Source organism: Deltaproteobacteria bacterium, from assembly GCA_016875225.1.
Taxonomy (GTDB): domain Bacteria; phylum Myxococcota_A; class UBA9160; order SZUA-336; family SZUA-336; genus VGRW01.
Window position 1 is genome coordinate 1 of the sequence record VGRW01000094.1, and the last position, 12,024, is coordinate 12,024.

Genomic DNA, 12,024 nt, shown 5'->3' on the forward strand with positions numbered 1-12,024 from the left:
GAAATCGAACGCGCAGCCGGTCGCGGTGCAGGTGTCGCGGGTGCACGGATTTCCGTCGTTGCAACCGGTCGTCGCGCACTCCTGCACGGCAGCGAGCACGATCTGGTTCGAGAACGCGGACTCCTGGCCGGCCTCGTCGTACGACTTCATCGCGATGAACACGTCGTCGTACGCTTCCAGGTCGGTCAGCACGAACGAGGCCGCGCCGCTCGCGTCGACGGGCGGGATGTGGTTCACGTCGTCGCGCCAATCCGCGAAGGACATCGAGCCCGCGCTCACGTAGACGTGGAACCCGACGACGCGCGCATCGGTCGGAGGAACGAAGCGCAGCTCGTGGCTGCGAAGCTGCGCTTGTGCGGGAGCGGCGGCGACGAGAGCCAGGATCACGAACGCCGACGAGAGCAGGTGCGAAACGAAACGCTTTTCCATCGCCTGTAGAGATCGGCGATCTCGAAAACTACACCGTGACGCCTCTCACTCGCAGAGCGATGAATCCGCTTCGAGCGAGAGAAACCTGGCCAGTGCTCACGGCTGCGCGCGAAGCTGCGCGCGAGAGATGCGGAGCTCGCTAGCGCTCCAGGTCGCGCAGCTCTCGTGTGAGGCGCGTCACCATCTCGGGCGAGACGCGCGGCGAGAGCGCGGGACGATTCAGCGCGCGGCGCAACACGATCGCGAGCACGACGGCGCCGGCAACGAGAAGAAGGATGGGGATCAGCCAGCCGAGCATCGACGTAGGTACGCCGATCACCTTCTGGCCGAAGCGCTGCTCGATGCGCGCGCGAATCGCCTCGCTCGACTCACCGGCGCGAAGCGCATCGCGGATCTCCTCGCGCACCGCTCCAGCGTCGGGGCTGGGGCAGTCGGCCAGCGTGCGGCCCGGACAGTACGGGCTCATCAGCTCGCGTGAGAGTTCGTGGGCCGCGCGGGCGCGCTCGAGCTCTACCTCGTCTTGCGCGGACGCGGTCATTGCGAAGAGCGCGAGAACCAGAGCCAGGGCGACGCGTTTCATCGCCGGAGGATAGCTCCGTTCAGCCGTTTCGCCTCGGATCCAGGCCGTCGCTCAGGATCAGATCGACGTGAAACACGCCCGTGTAGTCCTCGAACGGCACGGCGACCCCGCGCGCGCCCTGGACGCGAAGATCCGCCTTCGGAGTCATCAGCACCGTCGGAAGCGCGATCTCGACCACCCCGAGGGGCGAGAGGGACGTCTTCACGCTGCCGCCGATCATGTTGGTGATCTCGCCCACGGCGTCGCGGATCTCGTCCTCCGACGTGATCTCGTCGACGTCCACGCCGATCAGGCGTGCGGTGAAGTCGGTGGCCTGCCCCTTCGAGAGGTGGATCGACACGTATCCGGCGAAGTCGCCCGCCATGCCGATGAAGCCGATCACCTCGCTCGCCATGAACGGCTTGGGATCGTCGAGCGCCTCGAGCGGAGCGAGCTCCGTTCCGAGCATGGTCGAGAACACGCTGTGCGTGGACTTGCGGATGATCTCTGCGAGCTCGTGCGGCGCCATCGCCTCTCTTCTCGACCTCGCATGTACCCGCCTGAAGCGCTCCCGACGCTTCAGCCCCGCCACGCCTGGACCGAAGAGCGAGCTACGGCCGCGTGCGCCCGTTCTGTGGAGATCGAATGCCCAGGGTTCTTGTCGTGGACGACTCCGCGACGATGCGCAAGATCATCGCGAAGGGCCTTCGCGACGCGGGTTTCGGCGACTGGAGCGTGACCGAGGCCGCAGACGGAGCGAGCGCCCTGCTCGCGCTTCGCGGGTCCGAGTTCGACCTGGTGCTCTCGGACATCAACATGCCAGGAATGGACGGGCTGTCCCTGGTGCGCAGCGCGCGCCGGGATCCGACCGTCTCTCCGGACGTCCCCATCCTGATCATCACGACCGAGGGCTGCCTCGAGAAAATCGAGGAGTCGGTCGCGGCGGGCGCGACGGACTACCTGCGCAAACCCTTCACGTCCGACCAGCTGCAGGCCAAGCTCCGGGCGCTGCTCGCGGCTCACATCCGCTCGGACGGATGTTAGTGTAGGGCTCCAACCGACCGCTGGAGACCCGTCGTGCCCGACCCCCGCGCCCCGCTCGATCCCCAGGTGAAGCTTCTGTTCGACATGATGGGCGCCAACCGCGCGCAGCGCGTGCTCGAGCCGGGGCCGGTGCGCGAGGGGCTCGGGGCGCTCGCTCCGTTTCTCGCCGCCGGCGCGCCTGCCGTGGGAAAGGAGGAGGAGATCCGGATTCCCGGCCCCGCGGGAGCGCTTCGCGCGCGCGTCTTCTCGCCAGCCGAGAAGCCGTCGGGCTCGCTCCCCGTGATCGTCTTCTTCCACGGCGGCGGCTACGTGGTGATGAGCCCCGAGACCCATGAGAAGCTGACCAAGCAGCTCTGCGTCGGCGTCGGCGCGATCGTGGTCAGCGTCGACTACCGACTCGCCCCCGAGAACCGCTACCCCGCGCCGCTCGACGACTGCCTGGCCGCGTTTCGCTGGGTCCGCGCGAACGCGCGCGAGCTCGGTGGCGATCCCGCGCGAATCGCGGTCGCGGGAGACTCGGCCGGAGGCAACGCCTCGGCCGCGGTCTGCCTGCGGCTGATCGCCGCGCGCGAAGCGCCGCCCACGGCCGCCCTGCTCCTCTGCCCCTGGACCGACATGGCGCTCGACTCCGATTCGCTTCGCACGTTCGGTCCGGAGGACGGAGTGCTCGACACCGAGATCATGACCTGGTTCCGCGACTGCTACGTGCGTCCCGAGAACTGGAGCGATCCGTTCGCGAGCCCGCTTCGCGCAGACCTGTCGCAGTTTCCCCCGACGCTCGTCGTGGTCGGAGGGATCGACCCGCTTCTCGACGACGGGGTGCGCTTCGCCCGCAAGCTCGAGCAGGCCGGGCGCAAGGTGGAGCTCCAGTCGTACGCCGGAATGCCGCACGACTTCATGGTCTTTCCGGGAATCGACGCCGGCGAGCGCGCGGTCGCCTCGATCTGCGCCTTCGCGAGATCCGCGCTCGGCGGCTAGGGGATCTGGTGACCGAGCGACCCTGGATCTTCCGCACCTACTCGGGCCATTCGAACGCGCGCGCGTCGAACGAGCTGTACCGCCAGAATCTGGCCAAGGGGCAGACGGGACTGTCGATCGCGTTCGATCTGCCCACGCAGACCGGCTACGACGCGGACCATCCGCTCGCCGCAGGCGAAGTCGGAAAGGTGGGCGTGCCGATCGGATCGATCGCCGACATGGAGCAGCTCTTCGCGGGAATTCCGCTTGAGCGGATGAACACCTCGATGACGATCAACGCGACGGCCGCGTGGCTGCTCGCGCTGTACGTCGCGGTGGCGGAGCGACGCGGCGTCGCGCGCAGCGCGCTCCAGGGCACCACGCAGAACGACATCGTGAAGGAGTACCTGTCGCGCGGAACCTACGTGTTCCCGCCGCGACCCTCGCTCGACCTGACGCGCCAGACGATCGAGTGGACCGTCGAGCAGGTTCCGAAGTGGAACCCGATCAACGTCTGCTCCTATCACCTGCAGGAGGTCGGCGCGACGCCGGTCCAGGAGATCGCGTTCTCGCTCGCCAACGCCATGGCCGTGCTCGATTCGGTGCGCGTGCCGCGCGAGAAGCTCGGCCCGGTCTTCGGGCGAATCTCGTTCTTCTGCAACGCCGGGATCCGCTTCATCGAGGAGATCTGCAAGCTCCGCGCGTTCACGCGCATGTGGGAGCGGATCGGCCTCGAGCGCTACGGCGTGACCGATGAGGCGCAGCGCCGCTTCCGCTACGGCGTGCAGGTGAATTCGCTCGGGCTCACCGAGGCGCAGCCCGAGAACAACGTCCCGCGGATCACCCTGGAGGCGCTCGGCGTGACGCTCTCGCGCGACGCGCGCTGCCGGGCCCTGCAGCTTCCCGCCTGGAACGAGGCGCTCGGCCTGCCGCGTCCGTGGGACCAGCAGTGGGCGCTGCGGATCCAGCAGATCCTGGCCTACGAGACGGACGTGCTGGAGTACCCGGACATCTTCGAGGGCTCGATCGTGATCGAGCGGAAGACCGCCGAGATCGAGGCCGCCGCCTGGGCCGAGATCGCGCGGATCGACGCACAGGGCGGCGCGGTCGCTGCGGTCGAGTCCGGCTACATGAAGCGGGAGCTGGTGGAGTCGAACGCGCGCCGCATGGCCGCGATCGAGTCGGGCGAGCGGGTCGTCGTGGGCGTGAATCGCTTCCGCGAGGCGGAGCCCTCGCCGCTTCTGCAGAGAAGCGACTCGATCCTGTCGGTCGACGAGGCGCAGGGCCGCGAACAGATCGAGCGCCTGCGCGCGCATCGCGCGGCGCGGAGCAAGGCCGAGGTCGATTCGGCGCTGCGCGCCCTGCGCGACGCACTCGCCGCAGGCGCGAACGTGATGGAGGCTTCGGTTCGCTGCGCGCACGCGGGCGTCACGACCGGCGAGTGGGCGGACGCGCTTCGCGCGGTCTTCGGCGAGTACCGCGCGCCGACGGGGATCGAGGCGGCGGCCGTGCCGCGCTCCGACGCCTCGCAGCTCGAAGCGCTGCGCAAGCGCGTGGACGAGGTCAGCGCGGCGCTCGGACGGCGGCTCAAGCTCCTGGTCGGCAAGCCCGGACTCGACGGGCACTCGAGCGGCGCGGAGCAGATCGCGATCTTCGCACGCGACGCGGGGCTCGAGGTCGTCTACCAGGGAATCCGGATGACGAACGACGAGATCGTGAACGCCGCGCTGCAGGAAGGCGTGCATCTGGTCGGGCTCTCGATCCTGTCGGGGTCGCACCTGGCGCTCGCGCCCGAGATCGCGCGCCGCGCCCGGGTTCCCGTGATCGTCGGAGGAATCATCCCCGAGGCGGACGCAGCGAAGCTGCGTGCCGAGGGAATCGCCGCCGTCTACACGCCCCGCGACTACGACGTGCTGCGCATCCTGCGCGAGATGGTCGAAATCGCCGCCGCGGCGCATGGCGTCGCCTGACACGGAGCTCGATGCGCTCGTGCGCGGCGTGCGCTCGGGCGAGGCGACCGCGATCGCCTCGGCGCTGGCACGCGTCGAGGACTCCCGCCCCGAGTCACTCGCGTCGACGCGCGAGCTCGTGGGAAGGCTCGAAGCCGAGACGCCGCGCACGCACGCGGTCGTCGGCCTGACCGGACCACCCGGCGCCGGGAAGTCGACGCTCGCCGGGGCGCTGATCCCCGAGCTCCTCGAAGGCGGGCGAGGCGTGGGAATGGTCGCGATCGATCCGAGCAGCCGACGATCCGGAGGCGCGCTTCTCGGCGACCGTGCGCGCCTGCGCTTTCGCCCGGAGGAGCGCGTCTTCGTGCGCTCGATGGCCGCGCGGGACCAGCTCGGCGGACTCGCGCCGGCGACGCGCGCCGCGGTCGCCGTGCTTCGAGCCGCGTTCGAGACCGTCCTGGTCGAGACCGTCGGCGTCGGACAGAGCGAGATCGACGTCGAGACCGTCGCGGAGACGGTCGTGCTCGTGCTCCAGCCCGGATCGGGCGACACGCTGCAGTTCATGAAGGCGGGCATCCTCGAGATTCCCGACGTGCTCGTGGTCCACAAATGGGACCTCGGCGCGCAGGCCGCGCGCACGCGCGCGGACCTGGAGGGCTGGCTGGCCCTGTCGACGCTCGCGCCCGGCGCCTGGCGCCCCCCCGTGATCGGCGCGAGCAGCCAGACGGGCGCGGGCATCTCGGAGCTCGCCGCCGCGATCGCGAGCCACCGCGAACACCTGTTGCACGGCGAGCTCGAGCTGCGCCGCGCGCGCGCGCGCGCCGCCTGGGCGCTCGAGCTCTTCGTCCGTCGCTACGGGAGCTTCGGGATCGAGCGCGTCGGCGGCGGCAAGTCCGCCGAGGCGCTGGTCGCCGCGACTCCGGGCTCGGCGCTCGACGCGTTCAGCGCTCTCGCCACGCGAGCAGCGCTCGCTTCGTGACGAGGTCGAGCTCGAGCGTCTGGAGCAGCGCGTCGTATCCGGTGAGCGATTGCACCGGCACGCCGGCTGCCGCGAATCGCTCGGCGGCCTTCGGAAATCCGTAGCTGAAGATCGCCTGCACCCCGATCACCTTGCCGCCCTCGGCCTCGAGCGCCTCGCAGGCCGCGAGCGCGCTGCCCCCGAACGAGACCAGATCCTCGATCAGCACCACGCGCTCGCCACGGAGCGCCCGGCCCTCGACGCGCTTCGCCTTGCCGTGGTCCTTCGCGCTGCCGCGCACGTAGACCATCGGCAGCTCGAGCCGCTCGGCGACCCAGGCGGCGTGCGGAATCCCGGCCGTGGCCGTGCCCGCGATCACCTCGGCATCCGGATGCGCGCCTCGGATCGCGGCGGCGAGGCCGTCGGCGATCTGCGTTCGCACGGCCGGGTACGAGATCACGACGCGGTTGTCGCAGTAGATCGGAGCGCGCTCGCCCGACGCCCAGGTGAACCAGGTCGCCGGGTCGGTGCGAAGCTCGACCGCGCCGATCGAGACGAGCAGCTTCGCGTAGTCGATCGGGCTCATCGCTCGCGTCCGATCCACTGCGGCTCCGCCACGTCGGCGCGACGGTTCATCACGCGCGCCATCACGAAGATCAGGTCGGAGAGCCGGTTCAGGTAGCGGATCAGCACCGCGGCCACGGCTTCGCTCTCGCCGAGCGCGATCACCTCGCGCTCGGCCCGACGGCAGACCGTGCGCGCCAGGTGCAGCAGCGCCGCGCCCTTCACTCCCCCCGGCAGGATGAAGTTCCGAAGCGGCGCGAGCTCCGTCTCGAGGGCGTCGATCCAGCCTTCGAGCTCGGCTACGTCGCGATCGCTGATTCGCGCCGAGCCCGCTGCTCTCTCCGCAGTCGCGTCGGGCGCCGGCGTCGCAAGCTCGCCTCCGAGGTCGAAGAGCGACGACTGGATCACACGCAGCATCGCCTGCAGGTCGTCGTGGTCGATCTCGCTTCCGGCCACGCCGAGCACGGAGTTCAGCTCGTCGACATCCCCGTACGCCCGGACCCGGGGCGCGTTCTTGCTCACCCGCTCGCCGCCGAACAGGGAGGTCTGCCCGGCGTCCCCGCCCTTCGTGTAGATCTTCATCGGTCGGGGATTCTACTTCACTCTCGGGCGAGGCCGATTGTGTGGGAGCGGGGGGCGCGCGCGGGGCCGGCCTCTCCTCGGGGGTCCCCTCCGGAGGACCTTCGACCCTCCTCGTCGAGGGCCGGCCCCGCGCGCGCCCCCCGCTCCCACTTGTGGAGGTCGCGAAGATTTCCGATCGATAGGAGAGGATGGGAGCAGGATGAGCGAGATGGAAGGACGGGCGCCGGTGGTCGGGACGTGCACGCACTGCGGGTGCGCGCTCGGCTACGCGTCGACGAGGAAGGACGGGGAGTGGTTCTGCTGCGGGGCGTGCGCGGGGAGCGACCGCTGCTCGTGTGGCTGCAAGCCGGAATACTGCGCCGAGAAGGTGGGCGACGTCTTCGTGCCGACGCGCAGGATGTTCGCGTCGCGGCCGGCGGACGGGCTGAAGGCCGTGGGCCAGAGCCGAGCCCTGCGGCGCGCGTTCCCGTTCGCCGACAAGACCCGCGGCCGCTAGTCCGCCCGAAATCCGGCTGACTCCCCGGCATCCATGATGATTGACAAGCCCCGGCGGCTTGGATCGAATAGCTCCGCGTCGAGACTCATGAGAGGAGACCAGCAGCCATGTCACTTTTCACCCAAGAGGGCTTTCTCTTCCTGCTGCGCTGGATCCACTTTCTCGCGGGCATCACCTGGATCGGAATTCTGTACTACCTGAACTTCGTTCAGACTCCGTACTTCGCGACCGACCTCGGCGGACAAGCGCGAAGCGCGATGATGCGCGGCCTCGTGCCCAATGCCCTGTGGTGGTTCCGCTGGGGTGCGATGGTCACGTACCTGACCGGCTGGCTGATCGTGATCACCCACATGGTCACGGGAACCGGCTCGATGCCCTACTACGCGCTGATCCTCACGGGAGGAACGCTGGGCAGCTTCATGTGGTTCAACGTCTGGTTCGTGATCATGCCGCGGCAGCGACTCGCGATCGCGTCGGCCGAAGCGGTGGCCGCCGGCGGCCAGGCGAACCCGGAAGCCGCAAAGCAAGCGCCGATCGCGGGCCGCGCGTCGCGCACGAACACGCTCTTCTCGATCCCGATGCTCTTCTTCATGGGCGCGGCCAGGCACCTGACGCTCGTGAACGAAGAGACGCCGAAGTACGGCGCCTTCTTCGCGATCATGCTGCTGCTCGTCGTGCTCTTCGAGGCGAACATCTTCAAGGGGACGGCGACGACGCAGAAGTGGCTCGCGACGGTCTCAAGCACGATCCACACCGGCCTGATACTGACGGCCGTCCTCTACTGCGCAGCAGAATTCCTGCTCTAGTCGAACTTCAGCCCGTCGTAGCGGCGCAGGAGCAGCTCGTAGAGGACCAGCGCGATCGCCCAGCACACGAGCGCCGCCCACAGGTTGTGCGACACGAAGTGCGATCCCTGCACGACTCGGCTGAGTCCGAGGCCGAACCCGTATAGGAAGCCTCCGCCGAGCCAGGCCCGGGCCAGCCGCGGCCTCGCGCGGCGGAACACGAAGTACAGCGACATCATCGCGAAACCACCCGAGGAGTGTCCGCCCGGCCAGCAGTGCCCGCGCTCCAGACCCGCTGGCACTGGATCGAAGATCCGGACGTACGGCTGGTCGCCGCCGTAGATCTCGAGGTCGTTCGGGCAGTGAATGGCGCTGTTGTGTTTGAGCTGCGCGACCGCGACCGGTCCGGCGGCCAGACACAGCGCCGCGTAGAGGAAGCCGCGCCGCCAACGGCGCAGAGCGGGCCGTCGGAAAGACCAGAGCACCGCCGCGACCAGCGCGACGCCGAGCAGAATCACCAGAATTCTTCCGAAGTCGTGAAACACCGTCTCGAACCAGGTGTGCACGCGGATCGGGAAGGTCCTCGTCACCGGGTCGTAGAAGAGATCCTGGATGCGGAGGTCGAGGCTCGTCGTCTCGAAGACACCGAGCACGACGAGCGCGAGAAGCGCCGGTATTCCGGCGTGGAGCGCGTGGAAGCGCAGCGAGCTCTCTCGCTGTGTCGACGCGTCGGAAGTCAATCGCTGCCCTGGTGCGTCGATCGCGCGAAGGCCGCGCTCGCCGACTGGTAGTACGCGACGGCCTCGTCGACGCCCGCGCCGGCAGCGCGCCGCATCACCGGCGTCTGCTCTCCGTTCGGCTGGATTCGGTACACGTCTACGCGGCGCACCGGCGAGAGCACCGTCAGCATGTCCCCCTTGAGGTAGCCGAGCCGCTGATAGGTTCCGAGCAGCGCGCGCTCGTCCTCGCGCGGGAGCGACAGGATGTCGCGGCCGAAGAAGCGGCTCCGGTACGAGAAACCGAGCAGCTCGAGGAGCGTCGGCGCGACGTCCATCTGGCTGGCCAGACGGTCGACTCGCCCGGGGCTCACGTGGCCCGGCGCGAGGACGATCATGGGGATGTGGTACTGATCGACCGGGATGTCGAGCTCGCCCGCACTGCTCGCGCAGTGGTCTGCGACGACCACGAAGAGGGTGTCGGCGAAGAACTCCTCCTTGCGCGCCTGCTCGATGAAGTTTCCGATGGCCCAGTCGGTGTACTTCACCGCGCCGGCGCGACCCTCACCGGGGGCGATGTCGATCCGGCCGTCCGGATAGGTGAAGGGGCGGTGGTTCGAGGTGGTCAGCACCAGCGACAGGAATCTCTCGCCCGCTTCGTGCGATCGGCGCGCCTCGCGAAGGACCCGGCGGAACACGAACTCGTCGGCCACGCCCCAGGCGTTCGCGAAGTCCGCCTCGTCGCCGGAAAGACTCGAGCGGTCGATCACGTCGAAGCCGTTGCCGGCGAAGAACGGCCCCATGTTGTCGAAGTAGGAATAGCCGCCGTAGAAGAACCGCGAGTGATAGCCGTGTTCGCGGAGCACCGTGCCGAGCGAGAACAGGTTGTCGTTCTGCGGCCGCTTCACGATCGAGTAGCCCGGCGTCGGGGGCACGGACAGGGCGATCGCCTCGAGGCCGCGCACGGTCCGGGTCCCGGTTGCGCGCAGATTCGTGAAGAGGAGGCCCTCCTCGGCGAGCCGGTCCAGGTTGGGCGTCAGCCCTTCGCGGTTGCCGAACGCGCCGAGGAATTTCGCGGAGAGGCTCTCGACGACGATCAGCACCACGTCGAGGGGGCGCTCGGGGTGCGCTGCGGCGACATCGCGGGTGAGCCCGACCGGGTCGTCGCTCGCGAACGCCGCGCGCGGATCCTTCAGGAGCGAGCGGAGCTCGCGCGAGACGTCGGCCGGGTCCTCGGTGAGATAGAACGGAGCATAGTCGAGCTCATTGCTGCGAAACGCCGAGAACAGATTGTAGATGCCGTTTGCGGCCAGCTCGTTCGCGAACCGGTTCTCGTCGATTCGCGGCGGCCGCTCGGGCGTGAGCTCGAAGCAGGCGAGTGCGGCCAGTCCCGCGGCCAGGGGGAGCGCCCAGCGCATTCTCCCTCCGGAGGCGCGCCGCGTCGCCTCCTCGATCGCGGCCCGGACCGAGAACGCCCAGAGCGCAAGCGCCGCCACGAGCACGACCGCGAGCAGCGGAGCCACCGGATACGACTGGCGGATGTTGCCGAGAACCTCGCGCGTGTAGACGAGGTAGTCGACGGCGATGAAGTTGAAGCGCGCGGAGAATTCGCTCCAGAAGAGCCACTCGGCGAGCGCCGCAAAGCAGAACAGGAAGAGCCCGGCGATTGCGAACGCGTGCAGAGCGATGCGAAGCGCGTTCGTCCGCAAGAGCCGCTCCGGCGCGGCCGCGAGCAGCCAGATGAAGGGCACGCACCCATACAGGATCATGGCGAGGTCGAACGCGAGTCCGAAGCCGAAGACCCGCAAGAGCAGAGCCGGCGAGACGGGAACCTCGGAGATCACGCGCGCGAGGAGCGCCGCGCGCGTCAGTGCGAAGAGAGCGAGCAAGGTGAGCGCAAACGAGAGGACGGGGCGGAACCGCGATGGCATGGCGGCAAATACAGCGCCAGCCCGATTGGACGCGGGTGAGCGGCCGGTGAGAGTTCTCTAACGATCGGATCCGTCCGCGAGCGGCAGCTCGAGGGTGAACAGAGCGCCCCGCGGCGAAGAGGCCCGGACTTCGCCACCGTGCGCGCGCGCAATCGCGCGCGCGATCGGCAGGCCGAGTCCTGTGCCCTCCGCCAGGTCCCCTGCCGTCGAGTGGAAGCGCTCGAAGACGCGCTCCAGATCCCCGGCTTCGATGCCGGGCCCGGTGTCGGCCACGAGCACCTCGGCCACCCCGTCGGCCGAACGGATCTCGACATCGACCTTGCCGCCGCGAGGGGTGTGGCGGAGCGCGTTGTCGACGAGGTTCGCGAGCGCCTGGCGGATCTGTCCGGGATCGACTCGCACGAAGCTGATCTCGCCCTCGACGGAGAGCGTGACCCCACGCTCGTCGCCGATCACTTGCAGGTGATCGATCAGGCCCCGCGCGAGCTCGACGAGTTCGATGCGCTCGAACCCCTTCGAATCGAGTGGCCGAGCCTCGAGCTTCTCGAGCAGCAGCAGCTGGTTCACCAGCCGGACCAGCTCGTCGACCTGCTCGAGCGACGACTCGAGCACGTCGACGTTCGCGGCGTCGGCGCGCCCGATCTGCAGCTCGAGGTTGCCCCGGATCGCGGTCAGCGGCGTGCGAAGCGCGTGCGCGACGTCGGCGGTCAGGCGGTGAACGCGCAGAACTTCCGACCGAATTCGCTGCAGCAGGTCGTTCAGCACGGCGGCGAGTCGGTCGACCTCGTCTCCGGATCCGGTTCGCGGCAAGCTCCCATCGGGAAGGGCGCCGAGGCTGCGGGCGCGCGCGATGATCTCCGCGATCGGCAGCAGCATGCGCCTCGCGACCCACCAGGCGGCCAGCGCGCCGAGGCCCGCGATCAATGGCAGAGACCTGACGAGGTTTCGGCGCAGGTTCCAGTACCAGCGTTGAGCTTCGTCCAGCCCCAAGGCAACGCGGATGATCCAAGGCCCGTCGCGACGCTCGGCGACGCGGATGAGACGAGCTCCGGGG

14 protein-coding genes are annotated in these 12,024 nt (G+C 69.1%); 6 read left to right on the forward strand and 8 right to left on the reverse strand.

Annotated elements, in window-relative coordinates:
* The 3 genes from FJ108_16090 to FJ108_16100 form a co-directional block, all read right to left on the reverse strand.
* Nucleotides 1–429 (reverse strand): hypothetical protein (locus FJ108_16090; protein MBM4337406.1); only part of this gene is annotated, 429 nt, incomplete at its 3' end.
* A gap of 139 nt (nucleotides 430–568) precedes the next feature.
* Entirely contained in the window at nucleotides 569–1,009 is a 441-nt protein-coding gene (locus FJ108_16095) for a cytochrome c-type biogenesis protein CcmH (protein MBM4337407.1), read from the reverse strand.
* Between the two features lie 19 nt (nucleotides 1,010–1,028).
* Nucleotides 1,029–1,517, reverse strand: a complete 489-nt coding sequence (locus tag FJ108_16100) for a chemotaxis protein CheX (GenBank protein MBM4337408.1) — start codon at nucleotides 1,515–1,517, stop codon at nucleotides 1,029–1,031.
* 116 nt (nucleotides 1,518–1,633) lie between these two features.
* Between FJ108_16100 and FJ108_16105 the strand changes: the two genes are divergently transcribed.
* The 4 genes from FJ108_16105 to FJ108_16120 are packed head-to-tail and all read left to right on the forward strand — an operon-like array spanning nucleotide 1,634 to nucleotide 5,917.
* Nucleotides 1,634–2,032, forward strand: a complete 399-nt coding sequence (locus FJ108_16105; protein MBM4337409.1) for a response regulator — start codon at nucleotides 1,634–1,636, stop codon at nucleotides 2,030–2,032.
* A gap of 33 nt (nucleotides 2,033–2,065) precedes the next feature.
* Complete coding sequence (locus FJ108_16110) at nucleotides 2,066–3,010, forward strand: alpha/beta hydrolase (protein MBM4337410.1); 945 nt, start codon at nucleotides 2,066–2,068, stop codon at nucleotides 3,008–3,010.
* Nucleotides 2,992–4,959: a protein meaA gene (locus FJ108_16115; protein ID MBM4337411.1), complete on the forward strand. Its 1,968-nt coding sequence runs from the start codon at nucleotides 2,992–2,994 to the stop codon at nucleotides 4,957–4,959. The genes FJ108_16110 and FJ108_16115 overlap by 19 nt, the downstream gene beginning before the upstream one ends.
* On the forward strand, nucleotides 4,946–5,917 hold the full coding sequence (locus tag FJ108_16120) for a hypothetical protein (protein MBM4337412.1): 972 nt from the start codon (nucleotides 4,946–4,948) through the stop codon (nucleotides 5,915–5,917). Before FJ108_16115 ends, FJ108_16120 begins: the two co-directional genes overlap by 14 nt.
* Here the strand turns inward: FJ108_16120 and pyrE are convergent.
* Entirely contained in the window at nucleotides 5,880–6,482 is a 603-nt protein-coding gene (gene pyrE / locus FJ108_16125) for an orotate phosphoribosyltransferase (GenBank protein MBM4337413.1), read from the reverse strand. The two genes, FJ108_16120 and pyrE, sit on opposite strands and share 38 nt — an antisense overlap.
* Complete coding sequence (locus FJ108_16130; protein ID MBM4337414.1) at nucleotides 6,479–7,042, reverse strand: cob(I)yrinic acid a,c-diamide adenosyltransferase; 564 nt, start codon at nucleotides 7,040–7,042, stop codon at nucleotides 6,479–6,481. Before FJ108_16130 ends, pyrE begins: the two co-directional genes overlap by 4 nt.
* Nucleotides 7,043–7,241: 199 nt before the next feature.
* Here FJ108_16130 and FJ108_16135 point away from each other — a divergent pair, with 199 nt between their 5' ends.
* The gene (locus FJ108_16135) at nucleotides 7,242–7,538 is read left to right on the forward strand and encodes a hypothetical protein (protein ID MBM4337415.1); all 297 of its coding nucleotides are present in this window, start codon (nucleotides 7,242–7,244) and stop codon (nucleotides 7,536–7,538) included.
* 107 nt (nucleotides 7,539–7,645) lie between these two features.
* Nucleotides 7,646–8,344 (forward strand): hypothetical protein, encoded by a 699-nt coding sequence (locus FJ108_16140; GenBank protein ID MBM4337416.1) that lies wholly within the window; start codon nucleotides 7,646–7,648, stop codon nucleotides 8,342–8,344.
* On the opposite strand, the gene FJ108_16145 is transcribed toward FJ108_16140, so the two are convergent.
* The 3 genes from FJ108_16145 to FJ108_16155 form a co-directional block, all read right to left on the reverse strand.
* Nucleotides 8,341–9,084 (reverse strand): phosphatase PAP2 family protein, encoded by a 744-nt coding sequence (locus tag FJ108_16145; GenBank protein ID MBM4337417.1) that lies wholly within the window; start codon nucleotides 9,082–9,084, stop codon nucleotides 8,341–8,343. The genes FJ108_16140 and FJ108_16145 overlap by 4 nt on opposite strands.
* Nucleotides 9,060–10,970 carry an LTA synthase family protein gene (locus FJ108_16150; protein ID MBM4337418.1) on the reverse strand — a complete coding sequence of 637 codons (1,911 nt, stop codon included), beginning with the start codon at nucleotides 10,968–10,970 and terminating at the stop codon, nucleotides 9,060–9,062. Before FJ108_16150 ends, FJ108_16145 begins: the two co-directional genes overlap by 25 nt.
* A gap of 57 nt (nucleotides 10,971–11,027) precedes the next feature.
* The coding region (locus FJ108_16155; protein MBM4337419.1) for a HAMP domain-containing protein at nucleotides 11,028–12,024 on the reverse strand (997 nt) is incomplete at its 5' end.